Origin of the sequence: Rhizobium sp. Leaf306 (genome assembly GCF_001423425.1) — a bacterium.
GTDB lineage: Bacteria > Pseudomonadota > Alphaproteobacteria > Rhizobiales > Rhizobiaceae > Neorhizobium > Neorhizobium soli.
In genome coordinates, this window is record NZ_LMNX01000001.1 from 1,231,666 (window position 1) to 1,252,325 (window position 20,660).

Annotated in this window: 21 protein-coding genes; 13 read left to right on the plus strand and 8 right to left on the minus strand. The window is 60.3% G+C overall.

The features are described from left to right. Positions 1-31 precede the first annotated feature (31 nt). The 4 genes from ASG19_RS05815 to ASG19_RS05830 all read left to right on the plus strand — a co-directional run bounded on the left by ASG19_RS05815 (position 32) and on the right by ASG19_RS05830 (position 2,857). Positions 32-745 (plus strand): DUF1045 domain-containing protein, encoded by a 714-nt coding sequence (locus ASG19_RS05815; RefSeq protein ID WP_062454166.1) that lies wholly within the window; start codon positions 32-34, stop codon positions 743-745. Then, a complete protein-coding gene (locus ASG19_RS05820; protein WP_062454167.1) occupies positions 742-1,881 on the plus strand; it encodes an alpha-D-ribose 1-methylphosphonate 5-triphosphate diphosphatase in 1,140 nt (379 codons plus the stop codon). Before ASG19_RS05815 ends, ASG19_RS05820 begins: the two co-directional genes overlap by 4 nt. Further along, entirely contained in the window at positions 1,881-2,474 is a 594-nt protein-coding gene (gene phnN / locus ASG19_RS05825; RefSeq protein WP_062454168.1) for a phosphonate metabolism protein/1,5-bisphosphokinase (PRPP-forming) PhnN, read from the plus strand. The genes ASG19_RS05820 and phnN overlap by 1 nt, the downstream gene beginning before the upstream one ends. Positions 2,475-2,554: 80 nt before the next feature. After that, positions 2,555-2,857, plus strand: a complete 303-nt coding sequence (locus ASG19_RS05830) for a hypothetical protein (RefSeq protein WP_156466409.1) — start codon at positions 2,555-2,557, stop codon at positions 2,855-2,857. 10 nt (positions 2,858-2,867) lie between these two features. On the opposite strand, the gene polA is transcribed toward ASG19_RS05830, so the two are convergent. After that, positions 2,868-5,858, minus strand: coding sequence for a DNA polymerase I (gene polA / locus ASG19_RS05835; RefSeq protein ID WP_062454170.1), 2,991 nt, complete (start codon positions 5,856-5,858; stop codon positions 2,868-2,870). Between polA and ASG19_RS24065 the strand changes: the two genes are divergently transcribed. From ASG19_RS24065 to ASG19_RS05845, 3 genes are all read left to right on the plus strand, one after another. After that, positions 5,796-6,008, plus strand: a complete 213-nt coding sequence (locus tag ASG19_RS24065; protein ID WP_162238110.1) for a hypothetical protein — start codon at positions 5,796-5,798, stop codon at positions 6,006-6,008. The two genes, polA and ASG19_RS24065, sit on opposite strands and share 63 nt — an antisense overlap. A 248-nt stretch (positions 6,009-6,256) precedes the next feature. After that, complete coding sequence (locus ASG19_RS05840) at positions 6,257-6,688, plus strand: MarR family transcriptional regulator (protein WP_062454171.1); 432 nt, start codon at positions 6,257-6,259, stop codon at positions 6,686-6,688. Positions 6,689-6,862: 174 nt separating this feature from the next. After that, positions 6,863-8,251, plus strand: a complete 1,389-nt coding sequence (locus ASG19_RS05845) for a dipeptidase (protein WP_062454172.1) — start codon at positions 6,863-6,865, stop codon at positions 8,249-8,251. Between the two features lie 303 nt (positions 8,252-8,554). On the opposite strand, the gene ASG19_RS05850 is transcribed toward ASG19_RS05845, so the two are convergent. After that, positions 8,555-8,764 carry a cold-shock protein gene (locus ASG19_RS05850; RefSeq protein ID WP_062454173.1) on the minus strand — a complete coding sequence of 70 codons (210 nt, stop codon included), beginning with the start codon at positions 8,762-8,764 and terminating at the stop codon, positions 8,555-8,557. 550 nt (positions 8,765-9,314) lie between these two features. On the opposite strand from ASG19_RS05850, the gene ASG19_RS05855 reads away from it, so the two are divergent. Next, positions 9,315-9,794 (plus strand): YbaK/EbsC family protein, encoded by a 480-nt coding sequence (locus ASG19_RS05855; RefSeq protein WP_062454953.1) that lies wholly within the window; start codon positions 9,315-9,317, stop codon positions 9,792-9,794. Positions 9,795-9,809: 15 nt separating this feature from the next. Here the strand turns inward: ASG19_RS05855 and ASG19_RS05860 are convergent, their stop codons facing one another. From ASG19_RS05860 to ASG19_RS05880, 5 genes are all read right to left on the minus strand, one after another. Further along, the gene (locus tag ASG19_RS05860) at positions 9,810-10,184 is read right to left on the minus strand and encodes a hypothetical protein (protein WP_139283901.1); all 375 of its coding nucleotides are present in this window, start codon (positions 10,182-10,184) and stop codon (positions 9,810-9,812) included. A gap of 95 nt (positions 10,185-10,279) precedes the next feature. Next, on the minus strand, positions 10,280-10,492 hold the full coding sequence (locus ASG19_RS05865) for a hypothetical protein (RefSeq protein ID WP_062454175.1): 213 nt from the start codon (positions 10,490-10,492) through the stop codon (positions 10,280-10,282). Positions 10,493-10,768: 276 nt separating this feature from the next. After that, positions 10,769-10,966, minus strand: coding sequence for a hypothetical protein (locus ASG19_RS05870; protein WP_062454176.1), 198 nt, complete (start codon positions 10,964-10,966; stop codon positions 10,769-10,771). 104 nt (positions 10,967-11,070) lie between these two features. Beyond that, a complete protein-coding gene (locus ASG19_RS05875) occupies positions 11,071-11,313 on the minus strand; it encodes a hypothetical protein (RefSeq protein ID WP_062454177.1) in 243 nt (80 codons plus the stop codon). A gap of 111 nt (positions 11,314-11,424) precedes the next feature. Continuing rightward, the gene (locus ASG19_RS05880; RefSeq protein ID WP_062454178.1) at positions 11,425-11,628 is read right to left on the minus strand and encodes a hypothetical protein; all 204 of its coding nucleotides are present in this window, start codon (positions 11,626-11,628) and stop codon (positions 11,425-11,427) included. 240 nt (positions 11,629-11,868) lie between these two features. On the opposite strand from ASG19_RS05880, the gene ASG19_RS05885 reads away from it, so the two are divergent. The 4 genes from ASG19_RS05885 (at position 11,869) to ASG19_RS05900 (ending at position 19,089) form a co-directional block, all read left to right on the plus strand. Further along, complete coding sequence (locus ASG19_RS05885) at positions 11,869-14,430, plus strand: transglycosylase domain-containing protein (protein ID WP_062454179.1); 2,562 nt, start codon at positions 11,869-11,871, stop codon at positions 14,428-14,430. A gap of 194 nt (positions 14,431-14,624) precedes the next feature. Then, positions 14,625-16,526 carry a molecular chaperone DnaK gene (dnaK, locus tag ASG19_RS05890; protein ID WP_062454180.1) on the plus strand — a complete coding sequence of 634 codons (1,902 nt, stop codon included), beginning with the start codon at positions 14,625-14,627 and terminating at the stop codon, positions 16,524-16,526. A gap of 94 nt (positions 16,527-16,620) precedes the next feature. After that, positions 16,621-17,757 (plus strand): molecular chaperone DnaJ, encoded by a 1,137-nt coding sequence (dnaJ, locus tag ASG19_RS05895; protein ID WP_062454181.1) that lies wholly within the window; start codon positions 16,621-16,623, stop codon positions 17,755-17,757. A gap of 153 nt (positions 17,758-17,910) precedes the next feature. Further along, on the plus strand, positions 17,911-19,089 hold the full coding sequence (locus ASG19_RS05900; protein ID WP_062454182.1) for a low temperature requirement protein A: 1,179 nt from the start codon (positions 17,911-17,913) through the stop codon (positions 19,087-19,089). A 3-nt stretch (positions 19,090-19,092) separates the two neighbouring features. Here the strand turns inward: ASG19_RS05900 and ASG19_RS05905 are convergent, their stop codons facing one another. Beyond that, complete coding sequence (locus ASG19_RS05905) at positions 19,093-19,308, minus strand: SlyX family protein (protein ID WP_092663966.1); 216 nt, start codon at positions 19,306-19,308, stop codon at positions 19,093-19,095. A gap of 188 nt (positions 19,309-19,496) precedes the next feature. Here ASG19_RS05905 and recF point away from each other — a divergent pair, with 188 nt between their 5' ends. Beyond that, positions 19,497-20,621: a DNA replication/repair protein RecF gene (gene recF, locus ASG19_RS05910; RefSeq protein ID WP_062454184.1), complete on the plus strand. Its 1,125-nt coding sequence runs from the start codon at positions 19,497-19,499 to the stop codon at positions 20,619-20,621. Positions 20,622-20,660 lie beyond the last annotated feature (39 nt).

Sequence of the window (20,660 nt, forward strand, 5' to 3'; positions counted from 1 at the left end):
GTCGCTTCCTTTCTGATTCCGGAACCATGCCTTGCGATATGCTCTCTACTTTTCGCCCGCAGCGGATCACCCGCTGACGAAGACCGCCTCCCGTTGGCTTGGCCGCGATGCCTTCAGCGGGGAGCGCTTCGAGACAGCGGTCGTGGATGGCATTCCCGAAGAGGATGTGCACGCGCTGACGGCCGACCCACGCCGCTACGCCTTTCATGCGACGCTGAAGGCGCCGTTCGAGCTTGCCGAGGGACGCAGCGAGGCTGAACTGATCGACGCTTTCGAGGCGTTTGCAGCGGAAACACCTGCATTCGACATTCCGAATGCCATCATCGGCCAGCTCGGGCGCTTCTTCGCTCTGGTGCCGGACCGGGTCTATCCCGAACTACAGGCCTTTGCCGCAAGCGTGGTCCAAGATTTCGAGCCGTTCCGCGCGCCGCTTTCGGATGCCGATATTGCCCGGCGCAAACCGGAGAACCTTTCACCCGAACACCGCGACAACCTGATGACCTGGGGCTACCCCTACGTGATGGACGAGTTCCGCTTTCACATGACGCTGACCGGACAGGTTCCGCTCGAACAGGCGCCTTCGATGCGAACGGCGCTTGAAACCAGATTTGCAGATTTTACCAACGCACCGCTCTCCATCAACGGAATTGCGCTCTTCACTGAGCGCGAGCGTGGCGCAGATTTTACAGTTCACCGCTGGCTGCCTTTGGCGCCGGCCTCCGATATCAGAAAGACGACCCCATGACCGTCGAGACCGTATTCACAAATGCCCGCATCGTGCTGGAGGACAGCATCGTGACCGGCTCCATCCAGATCCGGGACGGCAAGATTGCAGACATTTCCGAGGGGTCCGCACAGGTCGGCGAGGACTTCGAGGGCGATTATCTGATCCCCGGGCTTGTCGAGCTGCATACCGACCATCTGGAACAGCACTATTCGCCGCGTCCGGGCGTGCGGTGGAATGCGACGGCGGCGATCCAGGCGCATGACGCGCAGATCGCCTCTTCCGGCATCACCACCGTGTTCGATTGCCTCCGTATGGGATCGGACGAGGATGGCGGCTTCGAGCAGGGCGAGATGCGGGCGATGGCCGACGCCATCCAGGCCGCCGAACGCCAGGGCCGCCTGCGGTCCGAACACCTGATCCACCTTCGCTGCGAAGTTTCGGCAGACAATGTGCTCGATCACTTCGCCGATTTTGCCAATGATCCTTATGTCCGGCTCGTTTCGCTGATGGATCACGCTCCTGGCCAGCGCCAGTTCCAGACGATGGACCAGTACATTTTCTACTACCAGAAGAAGCGCGGGCTTTCCGACGAGGCCTTCAAGATCTTCATCGAAAAGCGCGTCGAGGAGTCCGAGCGCAATTCGACGCCGCACCGCATCGCCATCGCGAAGGTCTGCGCCGATAACGGCATTACGGTGGCCAGCCATGACGATGCGACGCTTGCGCATGTGGACGAGGCGATCGGCAACGGTGTGAAGCTCGCCGAATTCCCGACCAGTCTCGATGCCGCCAAGGCCTCGCACCAGGCCGGCATGAGCGTGCTGATGGGCGCGCCCAATATCGTGCGGGGCAAGTCGCATTCCGGCAATATTGCCGCCCGCGATCTGGCTGAGAAAGACGTGCTCGACGTGCTTTCGTCCGACTACGTGCCACTCAGCCTGCTCTACGCGCCGTTCATCCTGGCAGACGAGGTCGACAGCATCTCGCTGCCGAAGGCGATAGCCATGGTGAGTGCGACGCCTGCCCGCACCGTCGGCCTCGACGATCGCGGCCGGATCGCCACCGGCCTGCGCGCCGATCTGGTCCGGGTTCATCGTCCGGAGGGCGTGCCGGTGGCGCGTGCCGTGTGGCGCGAAGGTCGGCGGGTCGCCTGATGGACGGCCGCCCGGCGAATAGCGACAGTGGCAAAAGCGGCGTGATCGTCGTCGTGGTCGGCCCGAGCGGTGCGGGCAAGGACACGCTGATGGCGGAGGCTGCGCGGCATTTTGCGGATCGTGACGACGTGGTGTTTGCCCGCCGCACAATCACCCGGGACCCGGCGTCCGGCGGCGAGGACCACGACGGTGTCTCGGAGGACGAGTTCGCTGCGTTGGAAAAAGCCGGACGCTTTGCCGTGTCCTGGAATGCGCATGGGCTATCCTATGGCATTCCTAAGGATACGCTCGATGCCGTCGAAGGTGGCAGTCTGGTCATCGCCAATGGCTCCCGTTCGGCGCTTGCACACTTCCACTCAGCGTATCCGGCCATGCTGGTCATCAACGTCATTGCCTCGCGCGACGTGCTCGCCGCGCGGCTCGAAGCGCGGGGACGGGAATGCCGCGAGGACATCCTGCGGCGTCTCGAGCGCGGCTCCCTCACTGTCGATGGCGACTATTCGGTCGTAACGATCGACAACAGCGGGTCCCTGAGCGAAGCCGCCCAGACACTGATCGACACGCTGGAACGACGTCTTTTCCGGCGCGTGTGATTTTGCGACTATCTTCACGACGGGCACTTTACAGTCCCGATTTTGCCTCTATGTGGACTTTCTAACATAAGGGGCGCAGCATGGACCAAACGCGAAGGCTTGATGACTTAAACGACGTGGATGCTGCGGGAACGGCAAGGCTCAATTTGGAAGCCCGGATGACCGTGCTCGAGATCGTGTCCATCACCTCGCTCGCCATGGCGCTGGATACCTCCGAAAACGCGAATGTTGATCATGCCAAGGGCATTGCCAGCCTGATCCTCGACACCGTCCACCACCGCTGTCGTGAACTGGGCATGACGGATGAAGGCAGCCAGTCGGCGCACCGATACGCCGACGAGCTGCTATCGACAGCTCTTCTGTCCCTTTACCCCAACGGCTGATCAAGCCAGATCAGTGCGCCTCGTCCCAGTTCGCGGCGGCGCGCGCGTCCACCTTCAGCGGCACCCGCATCGAGACAGCCGGCATTGTCGCCTCTTCCATGGTCGATACGATCAGAGGGATCGCTTCTTCGATCGCCGCATCTTCGACTTCGAAGATCAGTTCGTCATGCACTTGCAGCAGCATGCGGACCTTTTCGTCGAGACCGGCCTTCTTCAGGGCAGGCTCCATCCCGATCATCGCACGGCGGATGACATCAGCGGCCGACCCCTGGATCGGGGCGTTGATGGCAGCGCGTTCATTGAAGGCGCGCATCGATGGGTTGGACGACTTGATATCGGGATAATGGGAGCGACGGCCGAAGATCGTTTCCACATAGCCATGCTCACGGGCAAAGGCCTTCGTCTGCTCCATGTAGTCCTTGATACCGGGAAAGCGCTCGAAATACCGCTTGATGTAATCGCCTGCTTCCGAGCGATCGATAGACAGCTGGTTGGCAAGACCAAAAGCGGAAATTCCGTAGATGATGCCGAAGTTGATCGCCTTTGCGCGGCGACGGACCTCACTCGACATGCCCTCGACCGGCACGCCGAACATTTCCGATGCGGTCATCGCGTGAATATCGATGCCATCCGCGAAGGCCTGACGCAGCTGCGGAATGTCGGCGACGTGGGCGAGGACGCGCAGCTCGATCTGGCTGTAATCCGCGGAGAGAAGCTTGTGGCCGGGGGTCGCGATGAATGCGGTGCGGATCTTGCGGCCTTCGGCATTGCGGACCGGGATGTTCTGGAGATTGGGTTCCGACGAGGAAAGACGCCCGGTTGTGGTCGACGCCAGCGAATAGGACGTGTGGACGCGCTTGGTTTCCGGATGGACGTAGCCTGGAAGCGCATCGGTGTAGGTGGATTTCAGCTTTGTCAGCTGGCGCCAGTCGACGATCTTGCGCGGCAGATCGTGACCAGTCGCGGCCAGATCCTCCAGCACGCTTGCCGAAGTCGACCACTGGCCGGTCTTGGTCTTGGCACCGCCGGGCAGGCCCATCTTGCCGAACAGGATATCGCCGAGTTGCTTGGGAGAGCCGATGGTGAATTTCTCGCCGGCGAGCGCATAGATCTCGTCTTCGAAGGCCGCCGCCTTCTGCGCAAGCTCGCCGGAAAGGCGCGACAGGATCTGCCGATCGATAGTGATGCCGCGTTCTTCCATATCGGCGAGAACAGAGACCAGCGGTCGCTCGAGCCGTTCGTAGACGCGTGTCAGGCCGGCTGCCGCGAGCTGCGGTTTCAGCACCATCCAGAGACGCAGCGTGACATCCGCGTCCTCGGCCGCATAGGCAGTCGCCTTCTCGATATCGACGTAATCGAACGTCACCCCGCTCTTGCCGGAACCGGCAACATCCTTGAAAGCGATCGGCTTATGATTGAGCCAGCGTTCGGACAATGCGTCCATGCCGTGGTTGGCCTTTCCGGCCTCCAGCACGTAGGACATCAGCATCGTATCGTCATGGGCCTGGACGGTTATGCCGTGCCGCTTCATGACGAGGTAATCGAACTTGAGGTTCTGCGCGACCTTGAGGACGGTCGGATCTTCCAGCAGCGGCTTCAGGCGATCCAGCGCTTCGCGGCTGGCCATCTGGTTTTCGGCCAGACCGCCGCCTAGGAGATCGCCGACACCGGTCTTGTGGGTGAGCGGGACATAGGCGGCGCGGACTTCGAGACCGGACGGGCTGTCGGTATTGTCGGCGATCGCCAGCGAGAAGCCGACCAGTTCGGCCTGCATCGGGTCGAGCGAGTTCGTCTCCGTGTCGAAGGCGACGAAACCGGTCTCGCGCGCCGCGCGGATCCAGTCATCAAGCACTTCCACATCGCGGATCGTGACGTAGTTTTCCATATCGAGCTTGGCCTGCCCGAATGCGGCGATACGAGCTTCGGCAAAGGAGGCTGGCGTCGCTTCGCCGGTTACCTTTGCGACCGTCGAAACCGCTCGCTCGACCGGCGCCGCGGCTGCGGTCTCTCCCGTGTCGGCCTTCGCCGCCTCGCCCGCATCGAGGTCTGGACCGTGGGCGGCATCGCCCCATTCGACCTCGACATCCGCCGCTTCGATTTCATCGGCGTTGCAGTCGCAGGCTGTGGCAACCCTTCGCGTCAACGTTCCAAAGTTCATGGCCTTGAGGAAGCCGATCAGCTTTGGTCCGTTCTGAGGTTCGAGAACCAGCGCATCGAGTTCGAGCTCCAGGGGAACATCGGTGCGTAGCTCCACCAGTCGCCTCGACAGGCGCGCCTGCTCGGCAAAGGCGATGATGCTTTCGCGGCGCTTGACCTGCTTGATCTCTCCGGCGCGGGAAAGAAGTGTTTCGAGATCGCCGAACTCTTCCAAAAGCTGCGCTGCCGTCTTCGGCCCGATGCCCGGAATACCCGGCACGTTGTCGACCGAATCGCCGACCAGAGCCTGGAGATCGATCATCTTTTCAGGCGCTACGCCCCACTTTTCGACGACGTCGGGCACGCTGATCTGCTTGTCCTTCATGCTGTCGTACATGTGGACCATCGGCGTCACCAGCTGCATTAGGTCCTTGTCGGAGGACACGATCGTGACGTCGGCGCCGGTCGCTTCTGCCTGTCGGGCATAGGTGGCAATGATGTCATCCGCCTCGAACCCCTCCGTCTCGATGCAGGGCAGGTTGAAGGCGCGGGTCGCCTGGCGGATCAGACCGAACTGCGGAACGAGCTCTTCCGGCGGCGCGGACCGGTTGGCCTTGTACGCATCGTAGATCTCCTTGCGGAAGGTCTTTGAGGAATAGTCGAAAATGACGGCGAAATGCGTTGGCGTGACGCCGACCGAGGTATCGCGCGCATCGGTCAGAAGCTTCCACAACATGTTGCAGAACCCCGACACGGCGCCCACCGGCAGCCCGTCTGATTTGCGGGTGAGCGGGGGCAATGCATGAAACGCCCGGAAGATGAAACCGGAGCCGTCGATGAGGAAGAGATGATCGCCTTTTTTCATGGGGATGGAATACCCCGAGGCATCTTCGGCGTCCACGAAAAGTTCGCCGGCAGCGCCACCGAACGCTCACCGCAACGTTACCGATTTGTAATAGACCAATCCCTTGAAAAGCCGCATTCCGCCGCACATTTCAAGCTTACCGGCGATTGATCACGCCGCAGTCTGGCACCCGGCTTGCCCCCTGCCGCGTCAGACCGGACAAAGGCTCAACCCCCTCTCCGGGCCTTTGTTCTTCTATCATGCCGCCACGACCGCTCCCCTCCCGGTCGTGGCGGTTTTTGTTTGCGGCTCACAGCATCTAGCGAAGCGTCGCAGGGTTGGCGAAAGCACGGCGTGCGATATATCCTTCCTGGCAAGGTCTGTTTGGACTTTCAACCGGGAAGCAAGATACCGAAGCCATGGCATTCGATCGCTCTCATTCCGCAACCTATCTCGCCAACCAGCTTGCGAAGGGTTTTGCGCGATCCCTGCAACAGCGCTCAAGCAGCCTCGGCTTTTCCCCGGGCCAGTTTCCCGTTCTCCTGGAACTCTGGCAGCAGGATGGCCTTACCCAGAAGCAACTCCTGGACAAGCTCGAGGTGGAGCAGGCGACGGTCGCCAATACGCTCGCGCGGATGCAGCGCGACGGTCTCATCGAGCGCATCCCCCATCCTGACGACAAGCGGGCAAAGATCATTACCCTGACGGCGCTTGGCCGCAGCCTGGAGGCCCGTGCGGTGGAGGCGGCAGCGGAAGCCGACGCGGCCCTGTTTTCCGGGTTCAAGCGATTCGAGCGTGACCTGATGATCGAATACATGCGGATGATTTTGGAGAACGCCCGCAAGCTCTAGGGGGCGCCAGAGACTTGTCAGTGCAAGGTTGCAGTCGACGTTACTGCCCGCTAGTTGTCCTGCACCAATCAGCCTTTTCCATTGTACGGTGACATAAAGGCTTGCTAGTTTCCGGAACGAGCGTCGCAAGCCACGTCTACAGCGGCGCCGAGCATCCACACACAGGATATTGTTATGACCGAACTTTCCCCCGTTCTTGACCGTGCCGATCAGAACCTCAGCGCCAGCATCGATCGGATGTTCGATCTCGTGCGCATCAAGTCCATCTCGACTGATCCGGCCTTCAAGGACGATTGCCGCAAAGCTGCTGAGTGGCTTGTCCAGGAATTGACGACGCTGGGCTTCGAAGCATCCTTGCGCGACACCCCCGGTCATCCGATGGTGGTCGGTCATCACGCGGGAGCAACGCCGGATGCGCCGCACGTTCTGTTCTACGGTCACTACGACGTGCAGCCGGTTGATCCGATCGAGCTCTGGGAAGATGATCCCTTCGATCCGAAGCTGAAGGAGCTCCCGGGTGGCCGCAAGATCATGACCGGACGCGGGACATCCGACGACAAGGGCCAGTTGCTGACCTTCGTCGAAGCCTGCCGCGCCTACAAGGACGTGCATGGCGCGCTGCCGATCCGCATCACCATCCTGTTTGAGGGCGAGGAAGAATCCGGTTCGCCGTCGCTGAAGCCTTTCCTCGAAGCCAATGCCGAAGAGCTCAAGGCCGACTTCGCCCTGGTCTGCGATACGGGCATGTGGGACACCGACACACCGGCAATCGCTGCCGCCCTTCGCGGCCTGGTCGGCGAAGAGATCACTGTCACCGCTGCCGATCGCGACCTGCATTCCGGTCTTTACGGCGGTGCTGCCGCAAACCCGATCCACATTCTCACCGGTATCATCGCCGGCCTTCGCGACGACACGGGCCGCATCACCCTTGAAGGTTTCTACGACGGCGTCGAGGAAACGCCTGAAAACATCAAGGCAAGCTGGGAAACGCTTGGTCGCTCGGCCGAAAAGTTCCTCGGCGAAATCGGGCTCTCAGAGCCGGCCGGCGAAAAGGGCCGTTCGGTTCTGGAAATGACCTGGGCCCGACCGACCTGCGAGGTCAACGGGATCTGGGGCGGTTACACTGGCGACGGCTTCAAGACCGTCATTGCGGCCAAGGCTTCGGCAAAGATCTCGTTCCGCCTCGTGGGAACGCAGGACCCGGACAAGATCCGCGACGCGTTCCGCGCCTATGTGACATCCAAGATCCCGGCGGACTGCAACGTCGAGTTCCACCCGCATGGTGGCTCGCCCGCGATCCAGCTTTCATACGACTCACCGGCCTTGACCAAGGCGAAGAGTGCACTTTCGGACGAATGGGCAAATCCAGCCGTCATCATCGGCATGGGCGGCTCCATTCCGATCGTCGGCGATTTCCAGAAGATGCTCGGAATGGATAGTCTGCTGGTCGGCTTCGGACTCAATGACGACCGGATCCACTCGCCGAACGAGAAGTATGACCTGAAGTCCTACCACAAGGGGATCAGGTCCTGGGTCCGGATCATCACGGCCCTCGCAAAGTGAGGGCACCGGCGGGGCGCAGCAGACAGCTCCTTTGCCGATGCACGTCCAACTCATACGAAACGAAAAAGGTCGGGCTAGCCCGACCTTTCTGATCCCAATCACAAGTGCCAGTACATCCGTGGTCACTCTTATGGGCATGCAATGCGAAACAGCCGCCGTCGACGACATTGGCTCTAATGTTCATCGTCTCGCTAATTGGTTAATATTTGGTTAACGGCGCTCTGTGCCTTGCTCGAAAGGCATCGTCGGAACGCAAAAAGGCCGGTCGATGACCGGCCTTCATAAATAAATGAAACGGGTATCTTAGACGGCGCGGAGGCTGTCAGCCGATTCCTTGCCGGAACGGCGGTCGGTCGTCAGTTCGAAGCCGATCTTCTGACCGTCCTGCAGCTGGCCGAGGCCTGCGCGCTCGACCGCGGTGACGTGAACGAAAACGTCCTTGCCACCGTCGTCAGGGGTGATGAAGCCGTAGCCCTTGGTTGCGTTGAACCATTTTACAGTACCAGTCGCCATAACGATGCCTTTCTCTTGCAAATGACCGACTGCCCCGTTCGGAATTTCCCGGGGCGTTTGTGTTTCGTATTTGAAGAAAGATCGTCGCAGGCGGGGCAGTTTAGCCACGTGCTGGCTTGTCAAACAAATATCGATGCAGAGGATTTAAGGTCTGGCCGTTTTGGCGTCAAGCCTGCAGGACCGGGCGCAAATCGATCGATCCAGACGCGATCGTGGTGCCCTGCATCCGCTACATCGACGCAAGTTCTTGGAGTTGCGGGCCTTTTCGAGAGCTTCAGGCGCTTAAGATATCTCATCGCTCCAGCCCCTCAGAAAACAGAAAAGCCCGACGCGGGAGGAGGTGCGTCGGGCTTCTGAAACTGGCCAACAACTGGGAGGAGGAGTGTTGCCGGCCCCATCGGGGACGCTGGGAGGAGGAGTGCGTCCGTCGATGATTTAAACATACAGCGGAAACGCACAAAAAACAGACGTAATTTCGCACCGCAGCATTGCAAGAATTGCATGCCTCGCGAGACTTGCCCGCTGGATGCGCTTCGGTCATGCTGCACCCATGAGCCTTGAATCCGTACGCAGCTTTTTCGCGACCCACGCCCCTGACATCGAGATCATCGAGACCGAACAGAGTTCGGCGACCGTTCCGCTTGCAGCACTCGCGCATGGCGTCGATCCTGACCAGATCGCGAAGACAATCTGCCTGCGAGCGGGCGACGTCATGCTGTTGGTCGTAATGTCGGGAAACAGTCGCATCGACAATAAGAAGTTCAGGTCGGTCTTCAGCGCCAAACCGCGGATGCTGTCCGGCGATGAGGTCATGGCAGCAACTGGCCATCCGATCGGAGGGGTGTGCCCGTTTGGTCTTGCGACTGAGCTCCAGGTCTATTGCGACCTTTCGCTAAAGGATTACCCTGAGGTCGTGCCCGCAGCTGGAGCAACGAATGCTGCGATCAGGATTGACCCGGAACGACTTGCAGAACTCACCAAGGCCTTCTGGATCGACTGCGCCAGCCGAACGGATAGTTCGGCCGGCTAGACGGATAAGGTATTCTTAGAAGCGGTCGTTGATGTAACGCTGATACCAGGCCTGCTTGCTGTCGACGGACGCGTTGGCGACGAGATAGCCGATCGCAAAGCCGATACCGCCAATCAGGGTGATCAGGGTCGTGGTTGCTGCAGGATGCTCGCGGACAGTGGCGGCCACGGAATTTGCTTCTTCCGAAACGTAGCTTGCGGCATCGGACGCGCGGCTTGCAACGCGGTCATAAGCAACGCTGCCTTTTTCTGCCAACAGATCACGCAAATTGGCGATCTCGGACTTGAGGCTGGCGATCTCGGAATTAAATGCCGAATTTTCGCTCGGCACATGATCGAAGGATGGCGACTGGGATTCGGTTGGCTTCAGGCTCTTTACGGATTCTGCCATTTTGGCCTCCTGTCTGTTGTTGATCGAGAGCACGGTCAACTTTCGAAGACAGGATATGTTCCTTGAATGGCCCGAATGTCTGTTCGACCCGGAATCTACCGCGCCTTGGCGAGAGTTTCCGCCAATGCAGCCAGTTTCTCTTTTTCGTCGGCGCCCTTTTGAAGCGAGTTGACGAGAATGAGCGCCAGTGCTTCTGCATCTGGACTGCTTTTATCGATGTGGTGCTCGGAGCAGGTCTCGTCGAAGACTTGCTGCAATAGGTTGAGCTGGCCGGAACTGACCGGCTTGCGGATAAGCTGACTTGGCATTTGCCCCTCACGTGCGGATGGCGAGGCTCCTCCCCATACCCCTGGGAGCCGCGATCAGGCTAAAAGACTTATCCGCTTGCAGCCTCCAAACCTCAGCGAAGGAAACGAGTGGATGCAGCCGGCAGTGTGAGATCTGACTAATTGAATAGCAATAACAAGATCGCACGGGTGCAATTTAGGGGGTTATTAACAATAGCCACACCCTTATCGCGAGCCACGCCGCCCGGCGCGCTTGTCACCGGAAGGCGTAGATCATCAATTTCTTCGGACCACGAATCAGGCAGCGCCTGCCGGGTCTCCCGTCGGCATCAGAGCCGGCTCCAATGTGGGATCCTGCGGGTTTTTCGTATCCCCCGGATCCTGCGTCGGGGTCAGCGGCGGCTTTTCCTGCGTGCGGTCGGGCACTCCGCCAGTCCCCACGGGACCACGGGGAGTCTCGACGCCGGGAGTTGGCAATGGGTCACGATTCGGCATGAATGCCTCCTTTGTCTCCGGGTAGGTCTAGAGGAAACGGCTATAACCAATGATTGTTCCGGTCCGCTCATCGGGCAGGGCTAGCGCTGGACGCGGATCGCGGGTCAAAGCCAGCGTTGCCTGTCGTGGGGCCGGGACGAAACGCCTAGCAGATAACCGAGTAGAAATGCCGCCACGCCGATGGATGCGGCAACGGATGCAGTAGCGGCCGGGTGATCCACAGCATGCGCTGCGACCATTCCCGCTTCGTCCTTCACCTTCGCGGCTGTGGATTTTGCTTTTTCAACGACGCCCGTTTCAGGGTCGATATCACCGGTGAAGCCGACATTGAGTGGTTTTCTCGCCATGGTCATCTCCTTTTGAAGACAATCCACGGGCCGGAATGAAGTTCCGTCCGCAAGACGCGACTGGGCATGCAGCGCCGCCGTAGCGGGTTTGCGGGCAAGGCCACCGAGCTTCTACATGAGCTGCAACTTCGACAGCGCCTCTCGCGTCAGAAACACATCGGTCTTTCCAGCCTCATAGGCCGGATGACTGAATTCAAACATGCCGCTGGAAAAGACACCGTTATGTGGCATCTCGAGCGCCTGCTTGACGCTAACGAGACCGACCGGAACACGCCGGTCGCCATTGATGACCACAGCCTCAACGATCCTGTTCATGCACTCCCCTCCTCCAAGGTGGAACTCAAACCGATCCGACAGGCAAATTACCGTATATAGAAAGCAACTGTTTTACGTAGAAATCCAGCCTTTTTTAGGCGGCACTCATATTAAATAGCGTCCGATCGGATTTTACATCTCCTTAAATCGCCGCATTTACACTGCAGCGAGATAACTCGGGCGACAATTTGTGAGAACAGCGCATTCAGGATGCGCGTAACGGGGATATGCCGGCTCATCATGGCAGCCAGAAAATCGGACAAACGCGTCGAACCGTCTTTTGGCGGATCGCAGGACAAAGATGACTTCCGTCTCGACGCGGACGACCGCATCATTGGCAATGGACGCTCCACCCGGCGTGCGCAGAAGGCCGATGACGAGTACGACGATCTCCCGCCCCGCAAGACACGCAAGCAGTCCGACCCGTCCAACGACCGCGACAGGTCTTCGCGCAAGGCATCGTCAAATCGCGGTGGCGACAATGGCGGCTTCTTCGCGCCCCTGAAACGACTGGTTTACTGGTGCGTCGTCCTGTCGATCTGGGCAGCGATCGGCATCGGTGGACTTGTTCTCTACTACGGCGCGCAGATGCCGTCTGCCAGCAGCTGGACCATTCCAGACCGTCCGCCAAACATGAAGATCACCTCGACCGATGGGTCGGTGATCGCCAACCGCGGCACGACTGGTGGCGAGGCGCTGGCGCTGGAAGACATGTCGCCCTACCTGCCCCAGGCCGTCATGTCGATCGAGGACCGGCGCTTCTATTCCCATTTCGGCGTCGATCCGCTGGGTCTGGCGCGCGCCTTCGTCAACAACCTGACAGGCCAGCCGATCCAGGGCGGTTCGACGATCACCCAGCAGCTTGCCAAGAACCTGTTCCTATCCCCGGACCGCACGTTCGAGCGCAAGATCCAGGAAGTGCTCTTGTCCTTCTGGCTGGAGACGAAATTCACCAAGGACCAGATCCTGGCGATGTACCTCAACCGGGTGTACTTCGGCGCGAACGCCTATGGTGTAGAGGCCGCTTCGCGTCGCTACTTCAACAAGTCGGCACGGGACGTCAACCTCGGCGAGGCGGCAACGCTTGCGGGTCTCTTGAAGGCGCCCTCGCGGCTTTCGCCTGCCAGAGATCCGAAAGCGGCCGAAGAGCGGGCACAGGTCGTTCTCGGGACGATGCGGGAAGAAGGCTACATCACTGACAGCGACCTCAAGACCGCGATGGCGCAGCCGCCTTCCAACGCCAAGAGCTCCTGGAACGGCGCCCAGCACTACGCCGCAGACATGGTGGTCGATGAGGTCAAGCGTCTGATCGGGGAGCCGAAGGTCGATGTCGTCGTCGAGACCACCGTCGATCTGCGTCTCGAGGAAGCCGCCGAAAAGGCTTTGAAAGATGTGCTCAACAAGGAAGGCGGCAAGCTGAACGCCTCGCAGGCGGCGCTTGTTTCCGTCGATGCGACTGGCGCAATCCGCGCAATGGTGGGCGGCCGCGATTACGCCCAAAGCCAGTTCAACCGGGCCGTCAAGGCCAAGCGCCAGCCGGGCTCCGCGTTCAAGCCGTTCGTCTATGCCTCGGCTCTCGAAGCGGGCTACAATCCGGACACGATCGTCAACGACGCGCCTGTCCGCATCGGCAACTGGACGCCGGAGAATTATGAGAAGGAATACAAGGGGCCGGTTCCGCTTTCCTATGCGATGGCTCATTCGCTCAACACCGTCGCCGCTCAACTGGTGATGGCGGTGGGGCCTGAAAAGGTCGTGTCGATGGCGCATCGGCTCGGCGTCGATTCCGACATCCAGCCGAACGCCTCGATCGCGCTCGGGACATCGGAAGTCTCGCTGACGGAACTCACCTCATCCTATGCGGCCTTCATGAACGGCGGCTACAAGGCGACGCCTTACATCGTGAAGCGGATCGCGGATACGGACGGCAAGGTTCTCTATGAGGCCGACTACACCAACCCGCCGCGTGTCCTCAGCGCGCCGGTTGCCGCTGCCATGAACAGCATGATGTCGGGCGTGGTCCGTGACGGCACCGGACGGGCCGCGCGCCTCGACGGCTGGCAGGTTGCCGGCAAGTCGGGGACGACCCAGTCGTTCCGCGATGCGCTGTTCGTCGGTTATACCAGTATCATGACGACAGGGATCTGGTTCGGCAACGACGACGGCGCCTTCATGAAAAAGGTGACGGGTGGCGGCCTGCCGGCAAAAGCCTGGAAGGAATACATGACGGTGGCGATGAAGGGCTATACCCCGACGCCACTGTTCGGTTTCAACAGCGGCCTTCAGCTGCCACCGCCCGTCGAGGAAGAACAATCGCCATCGACATCGATTGGCGACATCATTTCCGGCATCATACCGGGGGCGAGCGATCAGCGTGAAGCGCCTGCGCCCGACAATTTTCCGCCAGCTCCGCGTGCGCCGGTCCAACAGGCGGCACCTCGTGGAGAAGCCTCTCTCGAACAGCCGGCACGCAGGCCTCCGCCCGCGACGCGCCAGCAAGTCCAGCCTGCCACCCCGGGCCAGCCCGATTGCGCCTATGGTGACAACGCGGTCTGCAACACCGGCACGGTTTATGACAACAGACCGCCGCCGCGACAGTATCGCGAAGGCGGTTCTGCCAACCGGGCGCAACCCGGAGAATACAGGGATTACCGCGAATATCGTGCCCCTTACGATAGCCAGGCACCGGTGCCGCCCGGCGATGTCGGCGGCCGTCCGATGCCGCCTTCGGACGTCGGACAAGTCTACCAGCCGCAGGAAACGCGTCGCACGACGCTGTACGATATCCTCATGGGCCAGTAGCCCGTTAGAAAGACAGAAGGAAAATTGCATTTTTTTGCGTGAATGCAGGCGAATTCCCGCCTTGCAGTCCGAAAAACCCGTCCTTATATACCCCGCATGACAGCAGCCGGTGCTGCGAAAATTCCCAGTCGAGGAACTGTCAAAGGAATGCCTTTCACGGGGTTCCGACAGTTCGCTTAAAGGAGAGAGAAGATATGGCAAAAGTAATTGGCATCGACCTTGGCACTACCAACTCCTGCGTCGCCATCATGGACGGCAAGGATTCCAAAGTCATCGAGAATGCGGAAGGCGCGCGCACGACGCCGTCCATGGTCGCATTTTCTGACGACGGCGAACGTCTCGTCGGTCAGCCGGCCAAGCGCCAGGCTGTAACCAACCCAACCAATACGCTCTTCGCAGTGAAGCGCCTTATCGGCCGCCGCTACGAAGACCCGACCGTTGAGAAGGACAAGGGCCTCGTACCCTTTGATATCGTCAAGGGCGACAACGGCGACGCTTGGGTGAAGGCTCAGGACAAGGCCTACTCTCCGGCCCAGATCTCGGCGATGATCCTTCAGAAGATGAAGGAAACCGCAGAAGCCTATCTCGGCGAGAAGGTCACGCAGGCCGTCATCACGGTTCCCGCGTACTTCAACGATGCTCAGCGCCAGGCAACCAAGGATGCCGGCCGCATTTCGGGTCTTGAAGTTCTGCGCATCATCAACGAGCCGACGGCTGCAGCACTTGCCTACGGCCTCGACAAGAAGGAAGGCAAGACGATTGCCGTTTACGACTTGGGCGGCGGCACGTTCGATATCTCGGTTCTCGAAATCGGCGATGGCGTCTTCGAAGTGAAGTCGACCAACGGTGACACCTTCCTCGGTGGTGAAGACTTCGACATGCGTCTCGTCGAATATCTCGCAAACGAGTTCAAGAAGGAAAACGGCATCGACCTGAAGAACGACAAGCTCGCTCTGCAGCGCCTCAAGGAAGCATCCGAGAAGGCAAAGATCGAACTGTCGTCGTCGCAGCAGACCGAAATCAACCTGCCGTTCATCACGGCCGATGCTTCCGGTCCGAAGCACCTGACCTTGAAGCTGACGCGCTCGAAGTTCGAAAGCCTGGTCGACGATCTCGTCCAGCGCACTGTCGCACCGTGCAAGGCAGCCTTGAAGGATGCCGGCGTGACTGCCGCTGAAATCGACGAAGTCGTTCTGGTCGGCGGCATGAGCCGCATGCCGAAGGTACAGGAAGTCGTCAAGCAGCTGTTCGGCAAGGAGCCGCACAAGGGCGTCAACCCGGATGAAGTGGTTGCCATGGGCGCCGCGATCCAGGGCGGCGTTCTGCAGGGCGACGTCAAGGACGTTCTCCTTCTCGACGTGACCCCGCTGTCGCTCGGCATCGAAACGCTCGGTGGCGTCTTTACCCGCCTGATCGACCGCAACACGACGATCCCGACGAAGAAGTCGCAGACCTTCTCGACCGCCGACGATAACCAGTCGGCCGTGACGATCCGCGTTTCGCAGGGCGAGCGTGAAATGGCGCAGGACAACAAGCTGCTTGGTCAGTTCGACCTCGTCGGTCTGCCGCCGGCTCCGCGCGGCATGCCGCAGATCGAAGTCACGTTCGACATCGACGCCAACGGCATCGTCCAGGTTTCGGCCAAGGACAAGGGTACCGGCAAGGAACAGCAGATCCGCATCCAGGCATCTGGTGGTCTGTCCGACGCCGACATCGAGAAGATGGTCAAGGACGCCGAGGCGAACGCCGAAACCGACAAGAAGCGTCGTGCCGGTGTGGAAGCCAAGAACCAGGCCGAAAGCCTCATTCACTCCAGCGAGAAGTCGCTGGCTGAATATGGCGACAAGGTAACCGAGACCGACCGTAAGGCGATCGAGGATGCCATTGCCGCGCTCAAGGCTTCGGTCGAAGCTTCCGAGCCTGATGCAGATGACATCCAGGCGAAGACCCAGACCCTCATGGAAACATCCATGAAGCTTGGTCAGGCCATCTATGAGGCCCAGCAGGCTGATGGTGGCGCTGCCGAAGCCGGCAAGGACGACGGTGTCGTCGATGCCGACTACGAGGAAATCAAGGACGACAAGAAGTCGGCCTAAGTCTGGTTCCGTTGACGGATACCGCTAGATAGTCGACTAAGATATCCGGCTGCCATCGTGCAGCCGGAACCCTTTCTGGAGCCGGTTACCGCTTATGGCTAAAGCAGATTTTTACGAAACGCTGGGTGTCGGCAAATCCGCTGACGAGAAGGAGCTGAAAAGCGCCTTCCGTAAGCTTGCGATGAAATACCATCCCGACAAGAACCCCGGCGATGCGGAAGCTGAGAAGAAATTCAAGGAGATCGGCGAAGCTTACGAGACGCTGAAGGATCCCCAGAAGCGCGCGGCCTATGATCGCTTCGGTCATGCTGCCTTCGAACAGGGTGGCATGGGCGGCGGCGGTGGCGGCTTCTCCGGCGGCGCGGGAGCAGGTGGCTTCTCCGACATTTTCGAAGACATTTTCGGCGACATGATGGGTGGCGGCCGTGCGCGCCGGTCCTCCGGCGGTCGCGAACGTGGCGCCGATCTTCGCTACAATATGGAGATCACCCTCGACGAGGCCTATGCCGGGAAGACGGCGCAGATCCGGGTTCCGTCCTCGATCACCTGTGATGTCTGTTCGGGTTCGGGCGCCAAGCCCGGCACCCAGCCGAAGACCTGCGGCACCTGCCAGGGATCCGGGCGCGTCCGTGCATCCCAGGGCTTCTTCTCGGTCGAACGGACCTGCCCGACCTGTCATGGCCGCGGACAGACCATCACCGATCCGTGCACCAAGTGCCACGGCCAGGGTCGCGTCACCGAAGAGCGTTCGCTGTCCGTAAACATTCCATCGGGCATCGAAGACGGCACGCGCATTCGCCTGCAGGGCGAAGGCGAAGCCGGTGCGCGCGGTGGCCCAACCGGGGATCTCTACATCTTCCTGTCGGTCCGACCGCACGAGTTCTTCCAGCGTGATGGCGCCGATCTCTACTGCGCCGTGCCGATCTCCATGACAACGGCAGCGCTTGGCGGCACGTTCGATGTCGGGACGCTGGATGGATCGAAGTCACGTGTGACCGTTCCTGAGGGCACACAGGCCGGCAAGCAGTTCCGCCTCAAGGGCAAGGGAATGCCGGTGCTGCGGTCTTCACAGACGGGTGACCTCTACATCCAGATCCAGATCGAGACGCCGCAGAAGCTGACCAAGCGCCAGCGCGAGCTGCTGCAGGAGTTCGAGGACATCTCGTCCAAGGAGAACAATCCGGAATCGACGGGCTTCTTTGCCCGGATGAAGGAATTCTTCGACACCTGATGGCTGTCGCAAAGACGAAGATTGCAAAACGCCGGCCCTGCGCCGGCGTTTTTCTTCGTTAACCCTTATAGACACCGCAATCTGCCCAGCCATTATTATAGAGCTGAACAATCCCGCTCTGTAGTTGCGGGACTGAAACAATCGAGACCAGACATGACGGACGGTAAACACTACTGGCTTCGCAAAGACGACAAGCAGGCGACCAAGGCCAACTTCCCGGAACTGTTCTTCGACCTGGTCTTCGTCTTCGCCTTCATCCAGTTGTCGGAAACGCTGGCCGCGGATTTCTCACTCGGGATCGCCGCCGAAGCGCTGATTTTCATCTTCGCGCTCTGGTGGGTCTGGATCCACACGACCTGGGTCACCAATCTTCTCGATGCCGAAATAGAGCCGGTGCGGATCCTGCTGTTCGGCCTGATGTTTCTCGGCGTCATTCTGGCAATTGCCCTGCCGAGGGCGTTTCAGGACATGGGCCTGACCTTAGCGCTCGCCTATTCGGCCATGCAGATCATTCGATCGCTGTTTGCGCTCTACGCCTTCCGACACGCCGATCGGGCCTCCTATGTCACCTTCCAGCGGATTACCGTCTGGCTTTCGGTTTCGAGCGCTTTGTGGATCGCCGGCGGCCTCGGTGAACAGTCCGTCCGGGTGTATTTCTGGATTGCTGCGCTGGCGATCGAATATATCGCACCGATCCTACGTTACCGGGTGCCCGGGCTAGGTGCCGCGCCTGCGGAAACGCTTGACATCAACGGCGAGCATATGGCCGAACGCTGCGCGCTGTTCGTCATCATCGCGCTTGGGGAAACGATCCTCACCACGGGCAAGAATGCATCCAGTCATCTGGAAAGCAGCTTGACGCCACTGGTGCTGTTTGTAGCCTTCCTTTCGACCGTGCTGATGTGGTGGATCTACTTCCATGACGGGCAGGAAAAGGCAGCCGACAAGGCGGAAGAAAGTTCAGAGCCGCAGGCGACCGCGAATCATCTTTTCACCTACGGTCACCTGCCGATTATCGCTGGCATCATCCTTACAGCAGTCGGTGAAGACTTCGCACTGTCGCATGCGCACGAGCATGCGACGCTTGCTCAGGCTTTCGCGCTTCTAGGCGGTCCGATCCTGTTCTTAAGCGGCATGATCTGGGTAAAGACGCATTCGACAAAGCATGTGCCATGGTCGCATTGCGCCGGCATTGCCGTCCTTGTTGCCTGCTTTCTGCTTGTTGCGAGCCTGACAACCGTCCACATCCAGATGCTTGCGACGGGTTCGCTTCTGGCCGTCGCAATCTGGGAATATGTGGCCCTGAGGCGCTTTGCCCGCGCCGCCGCGTGACGGTCAGTAGTGTGGCGGCCTGGTGTTGGCCGGCGCTTCCAGCGAGGTTTCCTCGAGGGACAGAAAGCGTACGGTCAGCCGGTCGAGCTTCGAGCGGGTCTGCTCGACGACCTTCCACTGTTCGGCAAGCTGGTCGGACAGTTCCTCGATGACCTTGGCCTGATGCGCCGCCAATTCCTCCAGCTTCAAAATTCTATCGTCGTCGGTCACACTATTCACTCGCACTCGATTTCGGGCATTCGCCGGATCCCTCCGGCTGAGGCTTTCTCCGAGACTACAGCGTTTGGAGCGGGAAGAAAACGGCGGGCACGGCCTGCATTCTGCTCAGGGTGATGTGACTTGTAGACCTCCGCTTGCCTTCTTGGCGCGAAGTCCTTAGCTCCTACGTGGAAACAACGCGATACAAGATGGCGCAAAAGACTTTCCTTTCCCGGCTGAAGCTGACCGACTTCCGGAATTACACCCAGGCTTCGCTCGATCTCGACGGCCGGCATGTCGTCCTGACCGGCGAGAACGGTGCGGGCAAGACCAACCTTCTCGAAGCCGTGTCCTTCCTGTCTCCGGGCCGTGGCCTGCGCCGCGCCGTGCTGAGCGATGTCACGCGCGTCGGTGCTGCCGCTGGTTTCAGCGTCTTTGCGGATGTGGACGGGATGGAAGGCGAGGTTTCGCTCGGCACCGGCATCGAAGCGAATGACGGCGACGGTGTCAGCCGTAAGCTCCGCATCAACGGCACGCCGGCAAAATCGACGGAGGAACTTTCCGACCATCTTCGTGCCCTGTGGCTGACGCCGGCGATGGACGGCCTGTTTACCGGCCCTTCGGCCGACCGTCGCCGCTTTCTCGATCGACTGGTTCTCTCGCTCGATGCAGGCCACGGTCGGCGGGCGGGCGATTTTGAGCGCGCCATGCGCAGCCGCAACCGGTTGCTGTCCGAAGGACGGTTCGACCCTGCGTGGCTTTCCGCAATCGAGGCCCAGATGGCGGGTCTCGGCATATCCATGGCAGCGGCCCGGCACGAGATGCTGGGACTGCTGAAGACGCTGTCTGCCAATCTCGGCGACACGCCGTTTCCAACGCCAGAGCTTTCGCTGGAAGGGTTTCTGGACGGTGCCATGGATCGGCCCGCGGCGGACCTCGAAGATGAATATCTCGCCATGCTCGCGTCAGGGCGTGGCCGCGACGCTGCAGCGGGACGAACACTGGATGGTCCGCACCGTGTCGACCTAACCGTTCGTCACCGCGAGAAGGACATCGAGGCTTCGCGCTGCTCGACCGGGGAGCAGAAAGCCCTGCTGATCGGGCTCGTGCTTGCCCACGCCCGCCTGACGGCTGATATGACCGGCCATGCGCCAATCCTGCTTCTGGACGAGATTGCAGCACATCTGGACGAGGGACGGCGCGCGACATTGTTCGATCTCGTGCATGGGCTGGGCGGCCAGGCCTTCATGACCGGCACCGATCGCCACATGTTTGCAGCGCTTGCCGACCGGGCGCAGTTCCTGACAGTCTCGCATGGCGGCATAAGCCGCTGAACCTGCTTACACTCGATTTCTGCGGTGCTATGATCCCAT

Bases quoted from the DNA above. Each gene is read 5' to 3' on its own strand.
- dnaJ (WP_062454181.1), top strand. From the start codon at position 16,621: ATGGCTAAAGCAGATTTTTACGAAACGCTGGGTGTCGGCAAATCCGCT.
- recF (WP_062454184.1), top strand. From the start codon at position 19,497: ATGGCGCAAAAGACTTTCCTTTCCCGGCTGAAGCTGACCGACTTCCGG.
- ASG19_RS05900 (WP_062454182.1), top strand. From the start codon at position 17,911: ATGACGGACGGTAAACACTACTGGCTTCGCAAAGACGACAAGCAGGCG.
- polA (WP_062454170.1), bottom strand. From the start codon at position 5,858: ATGAAAAAAGGCGATCATCTCTTCCTCATCGACGGCTCCGGTTTCATC.
- ASG19_RS05865 (WP_062454175.1), bottom strand. From the start codon at position 10,492: ATGCCAAGTCAGCTTATCCGCAAGCCGGTCAGTTCCGGCCAGCTCAAC.
- ASG19_RS05870 (WP_062454176.1), bottom strand. From the start codon at position 10,966: ATGCCGAATCGTGACCCATTGCCAACTCCCGGCGTCGAGACTCCCCGT.
- ASG19_RS05850 (WP_062454173.1), bottom strand. From the start codon at position 8,764: ATGGCGACTGGTACTGTAAAATGGTTCAACGCAACCAAGGGCTACGGC.
- ASG19_RS05855 (WP_062454953.1), top strand. From the start codon at position 9,315: ATGAGCCTTGAATCCGTACGCAGCTTTTTCGCGACCCACGCCCCTGAC.
- ASG19_RS24065 (WP_162238110.1), top strand. From the start codon at position 5,796: ATGAAACGCCCGGAAGATGAAACCGGAGCCGTCGATGAGGAAGAGATG.
- ASG19_RS05880 (WP_062454178.1), bottom strand. From the start codon at position 11,628: ATGAACAGGATCGTTGAGGCTGTGGTCATCAATGGCGACCGGCGTGTT.
- ASG19_RS05885 (WP_062454179.1), top strand. From the start codon at position 11,869: ATGGCAGCCAGAAAATCGGACAAACGCGTCGAACCGTCTTTTGGCGGA.
- ASG19_RS05875 (WP_062454177.1), bottom strand. From the start codon at position 11,313: ATGGCGAGAAAACCACTCAATGTCGGCTTCACCGGTGATATCGACCCT.
- ASG19_RS05820 (WP_062454167.1), top strand. From the start codon at position 742: ATGACCGTCGAGACCGTATTCACAAATGCCCGCATCGTGCTGGAGGAC.
- ASG19_RS05845 (WP_062454172.1), top strand. From the start codon at position 6,863: ATGACCGAACTTTCCCCCGTTCTTGACCGTGCCGATCAGAACCTCAGC.
- ASG19_RS05840 (WP_062454171.1), top strand. From the start codon at position 6,257: ATGGCATTCGATCGCTCTCATTCCGCAACCTATCTCGCCAACCAGCTT.
- ASG19_RS05860 (WP_139283901.1), bottom strand. From the start codon at position 10,184: ATGGCAGAATCCGTAAAGAGCCTGAAGCCAACCGAATCCCAGTCGCCA.
- ASG19_RS05830 (WP_156466409.1), top strand. From the start codon at position 2,555: ATGGACCAAACGCGAAGGCTTGATGACTTAAACGACGTGGATGCTGCG.
- dnaK (WP_062454180.1), top strand. From the start codon at position 14,625: ATGGCAAAAGTAATTGGCATCGACCTTGGCACTACCAACTCCTGCGTC.
- phnN (WP_062454168.1), top strand. From the start codon at position 1,881: ATGGACGGCCGCCCGGCGAATAGCGACAGTGGCAAAAGCGGCGTGATC.